The organism is Bradyrhizobium sp. 76 (genome assembly GCF_023073025.1).
Classification (GTDB): domain Bacteria; phylum Pseudomonadota; class Alphaproteobacteria; order Rhizobiales; family Xanthobacteraceae; genus Bradyrhizobium.
This window is the reverse complement of record NZ_JADPIS010000015.1, coordinates 321110-335834: the sequence shown is the minus strand read 5'-3', so window position 1 is coordinate 335834 and position 14725 is coordinate 321110. Positions and strand designations below refer to the sequence as shown.

Here is a 14725-nt window from a genome sequence, read left to right as displayed (position 1 = left end):
TTTCTGCACGCGCGCATCGCGCACGATCGATGTAATGACCTATCGCGCCAATCGCGCGAGCGCCTCGCGAGGGCGCTTCGCGGACTCTGAGTCGCGACTTTTGGCAACGAAAATATTTTCATGATTAACGGCGCGAGCGCTCGTCGGAGCGTGTGCAAGTCGCCGTTTTGCGCGAATCGCGTGACGGCGATTCGGTCGGCGTATCGCGTTCGATCGGGATGAAGTTCGTCGCCGAGGATGCGCGCGAGCGTCGCATCGCGAACCGAAAGCGAGGTGACGACGCCTGTCCGTCACCTCGTTCGAACGTGCGAGGTCAGATGCCGAGCTTGGACTTGAGCAGCTCGTTGACGCTCTGCGGGTTGGCCTTGCCGCCGGATGCCTTCATCACCTGGCCGACGAACCAGCCGAGCGACTGCGGCTTGTCCTTGACCTGCGCCGCCTTGTCGGGATTGGCCGCGATGATGTCGTCGACAACCTTTTCGATCGCCGAAAGATCCGTGACCTGCTTCATGCCGCGGCTTTCGACCAGCGCGCGGGGATCGCCGCCCTCCTGCCAGACGATCTCGAACAGATCCTTGGCGATCTTGCCGGAGATCGTACCCTCGCCGATCAGGTCGATGATCCCTGAGAGCTGTGCGGCATCGACCGGAGAGTCCGTAATATCCCGGCCTTCCTTGTTGAGACGACCGAACAGCTCGTTGATCACCCAGTTGGCGGCGACCTTGCCGTCGCGCGCGCGGTTGGCGAGCTTTTCCAGCACGGTCTCGTAGAACACCGCGCTCTCGCGCTCGGCGACCAGCACGCTGGCGTCGTAGGACGACAGGCCGAGATCCGCGACGAAGCGCGTCTTCTTCTGGTCCGGCAACTCGGGCAGCTCAGCCTTCAGCTCGTCGACGAAGCTTTGCGAGAACTCCAGCGGCAGCAGGTCGGGATCGGGGAAGTAGCGATAGTCGTGCGCCTCCTCCTTGGACCGCATCGACCGCGTCTCGCCCTTGTTGGGGTCATAGAGCCGGGTCTCCTGGTCGATCGCGCCGCCGTCCTCGAGGATTTCGATCTGGCGCCTGGCCTCGTACTCGATCGCCTGGCCGATGAAATTGATCGAGTTCATGTTCTTGATCTCGCAGCGGGTGCCGAGCGGCGCGCCCGGCTTGCGCACGGAGACGTTGACGTCGGCGCGCAGGGATCCCTTCTCCATGTCGCCGTCGCAGGTGCCGAGATAGCGCAGGATCGAGCGCAGCTTGGTCACATAGGCCTTGGCCTGCTCGGCATCGCGGATGTCGGGTTTGGAGACGATCTCCATCAGCGCCACGCCACAGCGGTTGAGGTCGACATAGGACATGGTCGGCGACTGATCGTGCAGCAATTTGCCGGCATCCTGTTCCAGATGCAGCCGCTCGATGCCGATCGTGGCGGTCTTGCCGCCATCGAGTTCGACCACGACCTCGCCTTCGCCGACGATCGGCGACTTGTACTGGCTGATCTGGTAGCCCTGCGGCGAGTCCGGATAGAAATAGTTCTTGCGGTCGAACACCGAGCGCAGATTGATCTGCGCGTTCAGCCCGAGCCCGGTCCGGACAGCCTGTCTGACGCATTCCTCGTTGATGACCGGCAGCATGCCCGGCATCGCCGCGTCGACCAGCGACACATGCGAATTCGGTTCGCCGCCGAACGCGGTGGAGGCGCCGGAGAACAGCTTCGCGTTCGACGTCACCTGAGCATGGACCTCCAGGCCGATGACCATCTCCCAGTCACCGGTTGAGCCCTTGAGAAGCTTGTGGGGTGCGGCAGGTGCGTTCATGGCTTCACTGGTTCCTTCATTGGTCCCTTGGCCGCGCGCGCTTCACCGGCTTCGAGAAGTCCGTTGAGCGACCGAAGCACCTCGGCCGGCTGGCGCAGCGCGATCTCGCGGCGGCCCATCACCTCGATCGCTCCGAACAGCGCGTCGACTTCCGGCGAGGAGGCGAACACGAAGCCGTCGAACGACGTGCTCTGCTCCTCGAAATCGCTGGAGATCTCGACGCGGTAGCCGTGCGCCTTGAGACGATCGACGACTTCGTAATGGAGGGCCTGCGAATGGGTTGCGATGAAGAGATAATCGACGCGGCGCTTGGCAAGCACGCTCTCCGCGTCCTGCAGCATCTCGACCTCGAACGCCTGTATATCGGCATGCAATATGTCGAGATGCTTGATCTTCCTGTCCCTGAAGAAGGCATCGACCTCGAATTTGCCCTTGCCGACGAAGGCCTTGACGAACTCGGCTCGCAAACCATTGCGCTCGAAATTATCCTGACCGGTCTTCAGACATGCGGGATCCGGCTCGACCAGGATGACCTCCGCCTTGGGCCGCGCCTTCTTGAGCCACATCGAATAGTGGCCCCAATAGGCGCCGAGCTCGATCATCGAGGGAGTCTCGCCGAGCCGCTTCAGCAATTCCTGGAAGACATATTCTTCGAGCGGCTCGTGGACGCCACGATTGATGATGAGCACACTGCTGAAGGGGCCATAATAGCCTCCGGGCCCGATGCCCGGAACCTTCAGGCCGTTATGCAGATAGACTTGGTCGCCTTCGACGAGGCCTGCCATCGGGACGCGTTCGATCAGGAGGTTGAGCGGATCGGAAACGATCTCGCGAAAGCGGCCGAATAAATCCTCCGGCTTCGCTTTCGGACTCGTGAAACCAGGCTCGCTCATGTGGATGCACTCCCACCCAGCGCATCGACGATGCGCTGCCATTCTGCTTCAAGCGAATCCGTTGCCACGGGCCGGCCAGCCTGGCGGTACCAATAGCCGGCATTGCCGAGGTCGCCCTCGACCCGGTGCAGATAGGCGTGCACCCAGGCGGCCTCGCGGCTGCTCTCGTCCTGAACGATTCTGTGCGCCTGATCCCAGTCGCCCTTGGCGGCCCACCACAGTGCGGCGAGCGGCGCGCTGAGATCCGGGGGCGGCGCGGCGCCGTCGAGGCTGCCGATATACGCCGCCATGTTCACCACCATTTCGCCGGCGTGAAGCGGCCGGCGGCCTGCTCGATCACCTCGCCGAGCGAGAACAGCGTCTCCTCGTCGAAAGGTCGGCCGATCAACTGCAAGCCGAGCGGCAGGCCCTGCGCGTCCTTGCCGGCCGGCACGGCGATGCCCGGCAGGCCCGCCATGTTCACGGTCACCGTGAAGATGTCGTTGAGGTACATCTCGACGGGGTCCGCCCCACCCTTTTCGCCGATGCCGAAGGCCGCCGACGGCGTCGCCGGCGTCAGGATCGCGTCGACGCCCTTGGCGAAGCAGTCCTCAAAGTCCTTCTTGATCAGCGTACGCACCTTCTGGGCGCGCAAATAATAGGCGTCGTAATAGCCGGCCGAGAGCACGTAGGTGCCGATCATGACGCGGCGCTTCACCTCCGCGCCAAACCCTTCGGCGCGGGTGTTCTCGTAGAGTTCGTTGATGTTCCGGCCCTGCTCGCGCAGGCCGTAGCGCACGCCGTCGTAGCGCGCGAGGTTGGAGGACGCCTCCGCCGGCGCAACGATGTAATAGGCCGGCAAGGCGTATTTGGTGTGCGGCAGTGACACTTCAACGAGTTCGGCGCCGGCCGCTTTCAGCCAGGCCGCACCCGCTTCCCAAAGCTTTTCGATCTCGGCCGGCATGCCGTCGAGACGGTATTCCCTGGGAATGCCGATCTTCATGCCCTTCACGGACTTGCCGATCGCAGCCTCGTAGTCCGGCACGGCCATGTCGACCGAGGTCGTGTCCTTCGGATCGTGGCCGGCCATCGAGCGCAGCAGCATCGCGGCATCGCGCGTGCTGCGCGCGATCGGACCGGCCTGGTCGAGCGAGGACGCAAAGGCGACGATGCCCCAACGCGAGCAGCGGCCATAGGTCGGCTTGATGCCGACGGTTGCGGTGAACGCCGCCGGCTGGCGGATCGAGCCACCGGTGTCGGTCGCGGTCGCGCCCATGCAGAGCTGCGCCGCCACGGCGGAGGCCGAGCCGCCGGACGAGCCGCCCGGCACCAGCGTCGTGTTGCTCCCGTCGCGCCGCCAGGGATTGCCGACCGGGCCGAAGCACGAGGTCTCGTTCGACGAGCCCATCGCGAACTCGTCATTGTTGAGCTTGCCCAGCATCACCGCGCCGTCGCGCCAGAGCTGCGAGGTGATGGTGGACTCGTATGTCGGCACGAAATTGCCGAGGATTTTCGAGCACGCCGTGGTGCGCACGCCCTTGGTCGCGAACAGGTCCTTGATGCCGAGCGGAATGCCGGCGAGCGGCCCCGCATCGCCCTTCCCGATCCTGGCGTCCGCTTCGCGCGCCATGGACCGCGCCTGGTCCGGGGTCTCCGTGACGAAAGCATTGAGCACGCGCGCGGCTTCAATCGCGTTCAGATGCGCGTCGGTCAGCTCGAGGGACGTGAAAGTTTTGGCCGCGAGGCCTTTGCGGGCCTCGGCGAGCGTCAGCGATGTCAAATCGGTCATTTATTGATCGGGCTGCAGAAGAACGGAGACAGGGACTTGTCGTTGGCCGGGTCGTCTTTCTTGGCGGCCGCTTTCGCAGCCGCTTCGATCTCGTCGAGCACGGCATTCACGGCGACGTTGGGGTCGGCAGCCTTGCCCTGCCGCTCCATTTTGTCGAGATAGTTCATGTAGGCCTGATAGGCCTTCTCGTCGTCGCAAAGCATGCACATCGGACTTCGTCCTGAGACTCTTTTGACGCGTTTTCTTTACGCGAACCGGCTTCCACTTCGCTCGAAAACGCTACGTAAATTACTCAACAACCTTCGGCACCAGGAAGAAGTGACCTTCGGTCGCGGGCGCGTTGGCAACGATATCGTCGGCGATCTCGCCGTCATTGACCAAATCCTGCCGCTTCTTCATCTGCATCGGGGTAACCGAGGTCATGGGCTCCACACCCTCGACATTGACCTCCGAGAGCTGCTCGACAAAGGCGAGCATGGCGTTGAGCTCGCCCTGCAGATGCGGAACCTCGCCCTCGGAAACCGCAATGCGCGCCAGATGCGCGATGCGGCGGACGGTAGCGGCGTCGACGGACATTATATAAGGCCTCTCACGGCAAAACCTATGTGCCGTATAGCAGAGGCCGCTTTTGCGCCGCAACCGGCGGCGGGATCTATCCGGCGAGAGCTTTCAGGCGGGCCAGGGCCGATTTGGCGAGATCGCGGGTCAGTTCAGCCGCCGGGACCTCGCGGCCCAGGGCGATGGCCTGCCCGGCCCAGAGATTGGTGAAATCCACCCTGCCCTGCTTTTCGGCAGCCGCCTTCAGCGGTCCCAGCGCCGTTGCGGCATGAGGAAATGGCGGTGCGTCCGGCGAAATCGGGCCGGCCTCGCGCATCAGGCGGTTCTGGACGCCGCGCGCCGGGCGCCCCGTCATGACATTGGTGATGACGGTGGAATCATCCCGCCCTTCGGCGAGCGCCGCGCGGGCCGCCGCACTGACCTTGGATTCCGGACAGCGCAGATAGGCACTTCCGATCTGCACGCCTGCCGCGCCGAGCGCGAACGCCGCCGCGATGCCGCGGCCATCCGCAACGCCGCCAGCCGCAATCACCGGGACCTTCACCGCATCGACCACCTGCGGCACCAGCGCAAAGGTGCCGGGCTGTTCCGAGATCTTGTCGGTCAGGAACATGCCGCGATGGCCGCCGGCCTCCGCACCTTGTGCGATCACCGCGTCAGCGCCGTGCTGCTCGAGCCAGATCGCTTCCCTCACAGTGGTCGCCGAGGAGATGACGAGACATCCTGCCGCCTTGACCCGCTTGAGCAGCGCGGCCTCTGGCAGGCCGAAATGGAAGCTGACTATCTCGGGCTTCAGCTCCTCCACCACCTCGCAGAAGCCGGCGTCGAACGGCGCGCGGTTCGCGGCATTGATGGGTGCGGCGGGATCGAGGCCATGCTCACTGTAGTAGCCGGCGAGGCGCTGCTTCCACCGCGCCTCCGCCTCGGCCGTGAGCTCGACCGGTGTGTGGCAGAAGAAATTCATGTTCAGCGGCGCGGAGACGCGCTGCCGGATGATGTTGACCTGCTCGCGCGCCTTGTCCGGCGACAGCATCGCGCTCGGCAGCGAGCCGAGCCCCCCGCCTTGCGCAACGGCGATCACCAGCTCCGCGTCCATCACGCCAGCCATCGGCGCCAGCACGATCGGGAATTCGGTCTTGAAGAGGTCAATCAGTCGACGGTTCGGCCACATGGTTGTTCTCTCGCAGTTTAGGCGGACACGCTGGAATTACGCCGGCCGGCTAGTAGTTGCTCGGCCTCGGTCGCGATCCGTTCGACGATTTCGGCGGCCGACGGAATATCATGGATCAGGCCGACAGCCTCACCGGCAAAGACCGCGGCGACCTCAAAATTGCCCGCTGCCCTTGCCGCGGCATAGTCGACGGTCACCTCGGCGGCGCGCTGCAGCAGCTCGACCTCGCGGCCGGTCCAACGCCTGATATGATCGTTGACCAGCGTTCGCGCGGTGAACGGCGCCGGCCAGAACAGGCTGCGCGACCAGTCGACGATGACGCCGCGCGCCGTGTCATTGGGATCGGCGTCGCGAATGCGCTGCTTCGCCTCCTCCGCACCATTGGCCTCCACGCTCGCATAGAAGCGCGTGCCGATCAGCACCCCGGAGGCGCCCAGCATCATCATCGCCGCGAGCCCGCGACCATCGGCAATTCCGCCGGCGGCAACCACCGGCACGCGGCCGGCCGCGAAATCGACGATCGAAGGCACGATATCGACGGTGGTGCGCGATGCGCCATGGCCGCCGGCTTCGGTCCCCTGCGCGATCAGGATGTCCGCACCGGCGTCGAGCGCCTGCTTCGCCATGTCCTCGCTCTGCACCTGGCAGATCAAGCGCGCCCCGCACGCCTTGATGCGCGCTGCAAATGGTGCGGGATCGCCGAATGACAGCATGATCGCTTGCGGATTGGCAGCGAGCGCGATGTCGAGAAGTTTTGGTTGTTTTGCCAGGCTCCAGGTGATGAAGCCGATACCGAACGACGCAAAGCCGCTCAGCTGCCTGGTCTCGGCCTCGAGCCGCTCCTGATCGCCGTAGCCACCACCCAGGATCCCGAAGCCGCCGGCCTCGCTGACAGCCCGCGTCAGCCGGCTGCCGGCGATCGTGTCCATCGGAGCCAGCAGGATCGGATGCTTGATCCCCAGGAGCTGGGTCAGCGGCGTGGTGATCGGCATGGCTCCTCCGCTCTCGACACGAACATTAGTCCAGAATACCATTCTCTAAAATTGAATTCTAACGAACGCTACCATCTCAAAAGCGAAACGATGCCATGGAACTCAGCGACATCCAGACCTTCGCCGCCGTCGCCCGCACCGGGGGCATCACCCGGGCGGCCGAAGAGCTCAACACGGTGCAGTCGAACGTCACCCAGCGCGTGAAGGCGCTGGAGGCGGAGATCGGTACGCCGCTGTTCGAACGGCATAGCCGCGGCATGACCCTGACCGGCGCGGGCAAGCGCCTTTTGCCCTACGCGCAACGGATGTCCGCATTAGCGCGCGAGGCCGTGCTCGCTGCCTGCGACGACGGCGAGCCCAAGGGACCGCTCGCGATCGGCTCGATGGAAACGACCGCGGCCGTGCGGTTGCCGCCGCTGCTGGCTGATTTTCATCGCCGCTTTCCCGCCGTGCGGCTGAGCCTGCGCACCGCGCCCACAGCCGACCTCGTCGCTTGCGTGCTCGAAGGCACGCTCGACGGCGCCTTCGTCGCAGGTCCGATCGCGCATGCAGATCTCACCACGACAAGCGCGTTCCGCGAAGAGCTGGTGCTGGTGAGCGCGCGGCGCTGGGCCACGCTCGCCGAGCTGCGCGCCGGGACGCCGGAATCCGGCCCGACCGCGCTGACGTTCCGCACCGGCTGCACCTACCGGCAGCGGCTGGAACAGATCTTTGTCGAGTTCGGCTGGCCGTCGGCCGCACGCTTCGAGCTCGGCACGCTCGACGGCATGATCGGCTGTGTCGCCGCCGACATGGGCGTGACGCTGCTGCCGCGCGCCGTGGTCGAACGCAGTGCGATCAACGGCAGCGTATCGATCCACGCGCTGAGCCATTCGCACGCGCACGTCGAGACGCTCTTCATCCAGCGTCGTGCCGGACATCAAACCAGTGCGCTGAACGGATTTGCCGCTTGCCTGAAGCAAGACGACGATGTCATCGCGGCCTGAGATGCCAGCGCCGCAACGCAACCAAAGCCCAGATCGCCTCGACCACGCCGAACGGCCAGGCCCCTTGCAGGAAGCCGTAGGCCGAACCGAGCACGCAGGACATCGCGAACAGCAGCACGAACCAGTGGCTGCGGTCTTCCAGGGCGTAAGTGACCAGCATCGCTGTCACGGCGACCAAGCCGAATAATGTCAGCACATCCATAGTTACAGGTTCACTCCGCAGCCTGACGCGTGATATGCGCTGATCCCATGCCGGCTCTTATCCTGCCTCTCGTCGATGCTGCAACCCACTGGCCCGAACGCGGCGGGTTGGTCGGCCTTGATCTCGGTACCAAGACCATCGGCGTTGCCGTCTCCAATCCGGACCGTCGGTTAGCGACCGGCGTCGAGACCATCCAGCGCAAGGCGTTCAAGCAGGATGCCGCCCGGCTGCTCGCGATTGCCAGTGAACGTAAGGCCGTCGGCTTCGTGCTCGGCCTGCCCATCAACATGGACGGCAGCGAAGGCCCGCGCGCGCAATCGACCCGGGCGTTTGCCCGCAACCTCGCCGGCCTGACCGCGCTGCCTATCGGCCTCTGGGACGAGCGTCTGTCGACCGCCGCGGTCGAGCGCGAGCTGATCGGCATGGACGTCAGCCGCGCCAAGCGCGCCGAAGTGATCGACGAGCACGCCGCGATCTTCATCCTGCAAGGCGCGCTCGACCGCCTCGCCAATCTGCGCGCAGCCCCGGGGCCCGGCTGATCCATGGCCGTCGTGATCGCGGCGCTCCTTCCCGTCTTTATCCTCATCGTGCTCGGCGTGGTGCTGAAGCGCACCCTGATGCGGCTCGACACGCAATGGAACGGGCTGGAGCGGCTGACCTATTTCGTGCTGTTTCCGATGCTGCTGATCCAGACGCTGGTGAAGGCCGACCTGTCCAGGGTGCCGGTCGCCGGCGTCGGCGGCGCGCTGCTGCTCTCCGCGCTCGCGATGTCGCTGCTCTGCCTCGCGCTCCGCCCGGCCCTGTCGCGTCTCGATATCGACGGCCCCGCCTTCACCTCGATCTTCCAGGGCGCGATCCGCTGGCAGACCTATGTGGCGCTGTCCGTCTCCGCCAATATGTTCGGCGAGGTCGGGCTGGCGCTCGCCTCCGTCGCGATGGTGGCGATCATTCCGCTGGTCAACGTCCTCAGCGTGGCGGTGCTCGCGCACTACGCCGCTCCGGAGAAGCAATCCGCGCGCGCGATCGTCATGACGGTTGTCCGCAATCCCCTGATCTGGGCCTGCGTGATCGGTCTCGTCATCAATGTCATCCACCTGCCGCTGCCCAGGATCTGGCATGAGGTGGCAGACGCACTCGGCCGCTCCTCCCTCGCAATCGGCCTGCTCGTCACCGGCGCCGGCCTGCATCTTGAAGGCCTGCTCCGCCCCAGCGCAGGCGCCGCTATCGGCGTGGTGTTCAAGCTGGTGCTGATGCCCGTGGTCGCCCTGGTGCTCGCCGTCTGGTTCGGACTGTCCGGCGACAGCCTCGCCATCGTCGCGATCTGCGCCGCGGTGCCGACTTCCACCAGCGCCTATGTGCTGGCCCGCCAGATGGGCGGCGATGCCCCGCTGCTGGCGCAGATCATCACGCTGCAGACGATTTTGGCGGCGATCACGATGCCGATCGTGATCGCGCTGGTGGCCTAGAACTCGTCATTGCGAGCGCAGCTCTCCTTCTCATCATTGCGAGGAGCCCTTAAAGCAATCCAGAGTCTCTCCGCGGACAGATTCTGGATTGCTTCGCTTCGCTCGCAATGACGGAACGTGGGCGACCGTCGGGCTAGCTCCCCAGCCACATCGTCAGCACCACCGCCGTCAGATTGTTCAGCGCGTGCAGCACGATCGTGAGCCAGAGCGAGCTGCTGCGATAGCGCATATAGCCGAACCAGAGGCCGATGGAGAAGACCTCGGCGAGGAAGTACAGGTCGTATTGCAGGTGCACGACCGTCCACAGCAGCGACGACAGGATGATCGCGCCGGGCACGCGCAGGAAGCTCGCCGACCAGCCGCGATAGAGGAAGCCGCGCGCCAAAACCTCTTCCGACATCGGCGCTGCCACGCTGAAGGCGAACAGCAGGAAGAAGGCTGCGCCCTTGTCGCGACCAGATTTCAACAGATCGGTCATGAAGCCCGGCGTGGCCTCGCGGCCGAGGCTCCGCGACATCGTCTCCCAGGCCACGACGATCAGGACAAGCCCGACCGCGCCGAACAGGAGTTGCTTCCAGGACGGCCAGCGTAGCGCGAGATAGTCGACGAAGGAGGCCTTCTTGATGCGGATGGCAAGCCACACAGCAGCCAGTGTCGCCGGCAAGCCCAGTATCACCGACAGCGCGAGCGCCTGCGGCTCGCCGCCGACGAGCTGAAGCGAGGCGAGGTCCATCGGCAGGCCACGCTGCACCGCCAGCAGAACGATGGCGCCGATCTGCCCGACGAACATTGCAGCGAAGATAACGATCCCCCACAGCGCCGTGCCCCAGAATTTCCAGACGCGCGGCGCCTCGTGCGCAGGTGTCACGGTCGGCGGCGGACGATCGGGATTGAGCGAATCCATCAAAGCGCTTTCATTGGGAGGCATTCCGGGCGGGTCGGTTGCGATCTACTTCATCCGCGGCGGAATCGGGAAATCATAGGCCGCCCCGCCCGCCCCCGGCAGTGAAAAGTGCCACCACTCCTTCGCATAGTTCACAAAGCCTTGCCTCGCAATCGCAGCCACGAGCCGCTTGCGCCAGGCGCGCTGGTCCGGACTGACCGTTGGCGCGGCGGTGTGCCCTTTCACGTCGGTACAGTCGTAACCTGTGCCCATGTCGACACTGCCCTCGGGCGGGCGCGCCTCGACCGGCGCAGTACAGTCGGCGTAGGCCTTTGACGGGTCGTATTTGCCTGAATTGTCGGCTTTGAGATCGACCAGCGTGAGATCGAGCGCAGCGCCCGTCGAATGCTGCGAGCGGCTTGCGATGTAGCCGAGGCGGAACAGCTCGGTCTTGGGAATTTTGGGATTGTACCGCCGCTCGGCAACCGTCTCCTGGCCGTTCTGCGACCACCTGACCATGTCGAGCGAGGCCCGCGCCGGCCGGTAGCAGTCGAACATTTTCAGCGAGAGATTTTGCGCCACCAGTTCCTGCTGCACCGCCTTCAACCGCAGCCCAATCTCCCGCTTCACCACGCATTCGCCGACGCCGTAGCCGGCGAGCGGACGGCCGACGAAATTGTTCGAGGTGGCGTAGCGGATGTCCTGGATGATGCTGGGGTCGATGTCGCGCAAATAGACGAAACCGCCGGGAAGCGATTGGGCGTGGGCGGTGCTGATCGTCATGAGCGCCAGGAGCGCTGCCAGAATTGATTTCACGAAATGCATCCCAGTCGTCATGGCCGGGCTTGTCCCGGCCACCCACGCCTTTTCTGCGACAGCACCTTAAGAAAGTGGATGCCCGGGACAAGCCCGGGCATGACGAAGAAGACGGAGACAGCTCACGCCACAGCGATAAGACCGACAGATCGGGGGATAACTCCCCGCCCGGGCTTTGGCCCTTGCCCCCCCGGCCATCCCCGCCTATAGCTCTCGCTTTAATGACATCGAAATCGACCTTCGTCCTCGGCCACCGGCATTTGCTGGGCATCGAGGGCCTTTCCGCGGCCGACATCAACGGCCTCCTCGACCTGTCCGAAGAATATGTCGAGCTCAACCGCCAGGTTGACAAGAAGCGCACCGTCCTGCGTGGACGGACGCAGGTAAACCTCTTCTTCGAGGCTTCCACCCGGACCCAATCCTCGTTCGAGCTCGCCGGCAAACGGCTGGGCGCCGACGTCATGAACATGTCGGTGTCCTCCTCGTCCATCAAAAAGGGCGAGACGCTGGTCGACACCGCCATGACGCTCAACGCCATGCACCCGGATATCCTGGTGGTGCGCCATCACGCCTCCGGCGCGGTGGAACTGCTGGCCCGCAAGGTCGACGGTTCCGTGATCAATGCCGGCGACGGCGCGCATGAGCATCCGACACAAGCCCTGCTCGACGCGCTGACCATCCGCCGCAACAAGGGCCGGCTCGAAGGCCTCGTGGTCGCGATCTGTGGCGACGTGCTGCATTCGCGCGTCGCCCGCTCCAACATCATCCTGCTCAACGCGATGGGCGCCCGCGTCCGCGTCGTGGGCCCCTCCACGCTGCTGCCGCCCGGCATCGAGCGGATGGGCGTCGAGGTCGCGCGCGACATGCGCGAGGGGCTCAACGGCGCCGATATCGTCATGATGTTGCGGCTCCAGCGCGAGCGCATGAACGGCTCCTTCGTGCCGTCGACCTCCGAGTATTTCCATTATTTCGGGCTGGATCAGAAGAAGCTCGCCTACGCCAAGCCAGACGCCCTTGTCATGCATCCCGGCCCCATGAACCGCGGCGTCGAGATCGACACGGCCGTCGCTGACGGCGCGCAGTCCCTGATCCGCGAACAGGTGGAAATGGGCGTGGCCGTGCGCATGGCGGTGCTGGAAGCGCTCGCCCGCAACCTGCCGAACGCGTGATGCTCATGTTGACCGACCGCCGACCCATTCTGCTTGCCAACGCCCGCGTCGTCGACCCCTCCCGGGATTTCGATGGTCCCGGCGATGTCCTGATTGCCGACGGCATCATCCGGGAGACCCGCCGCGGCATTGGCGCTGCCGGCGTCCCCGAGGGCACCGACGTCGTCAACTGCGCGGGCAAGATCGTCGCACCCGGCCTGATCGACATGCGCGCCTTCGTCGGCGAGCCCGGCTTCAGCCATCGCGAGACCTTTGCGTCTGCGAGCCAGGCGGCTGCGACCGGCGGCATCACCACCATCATCTGCCAGCCCGATACCTTGCCGGTGATCGACAACTCGGCGACCGTCGACTTCGTGATGCGTCGCGCCCGCGACACCGCGATCGTCAACATCCAGCCGATGGCGGCGCTGACCAAGGGCATGCACGGCGAGGAGATGACCGAGTTCGGCCTGCTCAAGGCGGCCGGCGCGATCGCCTTCAGCGACTGCGACAAGAGCGTGATCAACGCGCAGGTGATGCGCCGCGCCTTGACCTACGCGCGCGATTTCGACGCCCTGATCGTGCACTACACCGAGGATCGCGATCTCGTCGGCGAAGGCGTTATGAACGAGGGCGAATTCGCCTCGCGACTCGGACTGATGGGCATCCCGAACGCGGCGGAGGCCGTGATGCTGGAACGCGACATGCGCCTGGTCGCGCTGACCGGCGGGCGCTATCACGCGGCCTCGCTGACCTGCATCGAGTCGCTCGACGTGCTCAAGCGCGCCCGCGACGCCGGCCTTGCCGTGACCGCCTCGGCCTCGATCAACCACCTTGCGCTGAACGAGAACGACATCGGCCCTTACCGTTCGTTCCTGAAGCTGTCGCCGCCGCTGCGCACCGAGGACGACCGCCGCGCGCTGGTCGCAGCCGTGGCCTCCGGCCTGATCGACGTCATCATGTCCGACCACAATCCGCAGGACGTCGAGGTCAAGCGCCTGCCGTTCGCGGAAGCAGCCCCCGGCGCCATTGGGCTGGAGACCATGCTCCCGGCGGGCCTTCGCCTCGTGCACAATGACGAGCTGGACCTCAAGACGCTGATCCGCGCGATGTCGACCCGGCCGGCCGAGATTTTGGGATTGCCTGGCGGAACCCTGCGCACGGGCGCCCCGGCCGACGTCATCGTGATCGACCCCGATGTCCCCTGGGTGGTCGATCCCGCCGACCTCAAATCGCCCTGCAAGAACACGCCATTCGACGAGGCCCGCTTTACAGGTCGCGTGGTGCGCACCATTGTCGGCGGACGGACGGTATACGAGCATGTCTGACGTGCGGAGCTGCAGCCAGGGAATTTGCAGACATGGCGCTTGAATTGTTCCTGCCGGTGGCTTTTGTCATCGGATACCTGCTCGGCTCGATTCCGTTCGGACTGATCCTGACGAAACTCGGCGGCACGCAGGACATCCGCTCGATCGGCTCCGGCAGCATCGGCGCCACCAACGTGCTGCGCACGGGGCGCAAGGGCCTTGCCGCCGCAACCCTGCTGTTCGACGCGCTCAAGGGCACCGTGGCGGTGGTGATCGCGGGCTACATCGCCGGTCCCAATGCCGCGATGCTGGCCGGGCTCGGCGCCTTCCTCGGCCATCTCTTCCCGGTCTGGCTCAAGTTCAAAGGCGGCAAGGGTGTCGCCGTCTATATCGGCATTATGCTCGGGCTGTTCTGGCCGGCTGCGGTGGTGTTCTGCCTGCTCTGGTTGGCGACCGCCTTCACCGCCCGCTATTCCTCGCTCTCGGCCCTGGTCGCCTCGTTCATCACCCCGCTGTTCCTGTTGTGGTTCGGCCAGCCCGCACTCGCGACGCTGGCGGCGGTGCTGACGCTGCTGTTGTTCTACGCTCATCGCGAGAACATCAAGCGGCTGCAATCGGGCAAGGAAAGCCGGATCGGCGAGAAGGCATAAGCCGGGAATCCACGGATACCGCGGCACCCCTTCTGCATTATATCGCAAATGGTGTTCGCAACTTGCAGCCGAATCACGGCTGTATGG

General features: G+C 65.0%; 17 protein-coding genes. 6 read left to right on the top strand and 11 right to left on the bottom strand.

What is annotated here, in order from left to right; translation table 11 throughout:
• Positions 1–313: 313 nt before the first annotated feature.
• The 8 genes from gatB to IVB48_RS02475 all read right to left on the bottom strand — a co-directional run bounded on the left by gatB (position 314) and on the right by IVB48_RS02475 (position 7180).
• Complete coding sequence (gatB, locus tag IVB48_RS02510; RefSeq protein WP_247397160.1) at positions 314–1798, bottom strand: Asp-tRNA(Asn)/Glu-tRNA(Gln) amidotransferase subunit GatB; 1485 nt, start codon at positions 1796–1798, stop codon at positions 314–316.
• Positions 1795–2691 carry an FkbM family methyltransferase gene (locus IVB48_RS02505; protein ID WP_247397157.1) on the bottom strand — a complete coding sequence of 299 codons (897 nt, stop codon included), beginning with the start codon at positions 2689–2691 and terminating at the stop codon, positions 1795–1797. The genes gatB and IVB48_RS02505 overlap by 4 nt, the downstream gene beginning before the upstream one ends.
• Positions 2688–2993, bottom strand: coding sequence for a hypothetical protein (locus IVB48_RS02500; protein ID WP_027567301.1), 306 nt, complete (start codon positions 2991–2993; stop codon positions 2688–2690). The genes IVB48_RS02505 and IVB48_RS02500 overlap by 4 nt, the downstream gene beginning before the upstream one ends.
• On the bottom strand, positions 2984–4459 hold the full coding sequence (gene gatA / locus IVB48_RS02495; protein WP_247397154.1) for an Asp-tRNA(Asn)/Glu-tRNA(Gln) amidotransferase subunit GatA: 1476 nt from the start codon (positions 4457–4459) through the stop codon (positions 2984–2986). The genes IVB48_RS02500 and gatA overlap by 10 nt, the downstream gene beginning before the upstream one ends.
• Positions 4456–4668, bottom strand: a complete 213-nt coding sequence (locus IVB48_RS02490; RefSeq protein WP_007611210.1) for a hypothetical protein — start codon at positions 4666–4668, stop codon at positions 4456–4458. The genes gatA and IVB48_RS02490 overlap by 4 nt, the downstream gene beginning before the upstream one ends.
• A 79-nt stretch (positions 4669–4747) precedes the next feature.
• Positions 4748–5035, bottom strand: coding sequence for an Asp-tRNA(Asn)/Glu-tRNA(Gln) amidotransferase subunit GatC (gene gatC / locus IVB48_RS02485; protein ID WP_007603335.1), 288 nt, complete (start codon positions 5033–5035; stop codon positions 4748–4750).
• Between the two features lie 76 nt (positions 5036–5111).
• The gene (locus tag IVB48_RS02480; protein ID WP_247397151.1) at positions 5112–6188 is read right to left on the bottom strand and encodes a nitronate monooxygenase family protein; all 1077 of its coding nucleotides are present in this window, start codon (positions 6186–6188) and stop codon (positions 5112–5114) included.
• Positions 6189–6205: 17 nt separating this feature from the next.
• The gene (locus IVB48_RS02475; protein WP_247397148.1) at positions 6206–7180 is read right to left on the bottom strand and encodes a nitronate monooxygenase; all 975 of its coding nucleotides are present in this window, start codon (positions 7178–7180) and stop codon (positions 6206–6208) included.
• A gap of 95 nt (positions 7181–7275) precedes the next feature.
• On the opposite strand from IVB48_RS02475, the gene IVB48_RS02470 reads away from it, so the two are divergent.
• On the top strand, positions 7276–8166 hold the full coding sequence (locus tag IVB48_RS02470) for a LysR family transcriptional regulator (protein WP_027567305.1): 891 nt from the start codon (positions 7276–7278) through the stop codon (positions 8164–8166).
• On the opposite strand, the gene IVB48_RS02465 is transcribed toward IVB48_RS02470, so the two are convergent.
• Positions 8153–8368 carry a hypothetical protein gene (locus tag IVB48_RS02465; RefSeq protein ID WP_247397146.1) on the bottom strand — a complete coding sequence of 72 codons (216 nt, stop codon included), beginning with the start codon at positions 8366–8368 and terminating at the stop codon, positions 8153–8155. The genes IVB48_RS02470 and IVB48_RS02465 overlap by 14 nt on opposite strands.
• Before the next feature lie 47 nt (positions 8369–8415).
• Between IVB48_RS02465 and ruvX the strand changes: the two genes are divergently transcribed.
• Complete coding sequence (gene ruvX / locus IVB48_RS02460; protein ID WP_027567307.1) at positions 8416–8907, top strand: Holliday junction resolvase RuvX; 492 nt, start codon at positions 8416–8418, stop codon at positions 8905–8907.
• A gap of 3 nt (positions 8908–8910) precedes the next feature.
• Entirely contained in the window at positions 8911–9834 is a 924-nt protein-coding gene (locus tag IVB48_RS02455) for an AEC family transporter (protein WP_027567308.1), read from the top strand.
• Between the two features lie 133 nt (positions 9835–9967).
• On the opposite strand, the gene IVB48_RS02450 is transcribed toward IVB48_RS02455, so the two are convergent.
• Positions 9968–10738: a type II CAAX endopeptidase family protein gene (locus IVB48_RS02450; RefSeq protein ID WP_247361606.1), complete on the bottom strand. Its 771-nt coding sequence runs from the start codon at positions 10736–10738 to the stop codon at positions 9968–9970.
• 45 nt (positions 10739–10783) lie between these two features.
• Positions 10784–11542, bottom strand: a complete 759-nt coding sequence (locus IVB48_RS02445) for a M15 family metallopeptidase (protein WP_247398130.1) — start codon at positions 11540–11542, stop codon at positions 10784–10786.
• 212 nt (positions 11543–11754) lie between these two features.
• Here IVB48_RS02445 and IVB48_RS02440 point away from each other — a divergent pair, with 212 nt between their 5' ends.
• The 3 genes from IVB48_RS02440 to plsY are packed head-to-tail and all read left to right on the top strand — an operon-like array spanning position 11755 to position 14638.
• A complete protein-coding gene (locus tag IVB48_RS02440) occupies positions 11755–12702 on the top strand; it encodes an aspartate carbamoyltransferase catalytic subunit (protein WP_247397143.1) in 948 nt (315 codons plus the stop codon).
• A gap of 5 nt (positions 12703–12707) precedes the next feature.
• Positions 12708–14009: a dihydroorotase gene (locus IVB48_RS02435; protein ID WP_247398126.1), complete on the top strand. Its 1302-nt coding sequence runs from the start codon at positions 12708–12710 to the stop codon at positions 14007–14009.
• Between the two features lie 32 nt (positions 14010–14041).
• Positions 14042–14638 carry a glycerol-3-phosphate 1-O-acyltransferase PlsY gene (plsY, locus tag IVB48_RS02430; RefSeq protein ID WP_027567312.1) on the top strand — a complete coding sequence of 199 codons (597 nt, stop codon included), beginning with the start codon at positions 14042–14044 and terminating at the stop codon, positions 14636–14638.
• Positions 14639–14725 lie beyond the last annotated feature (87 nt).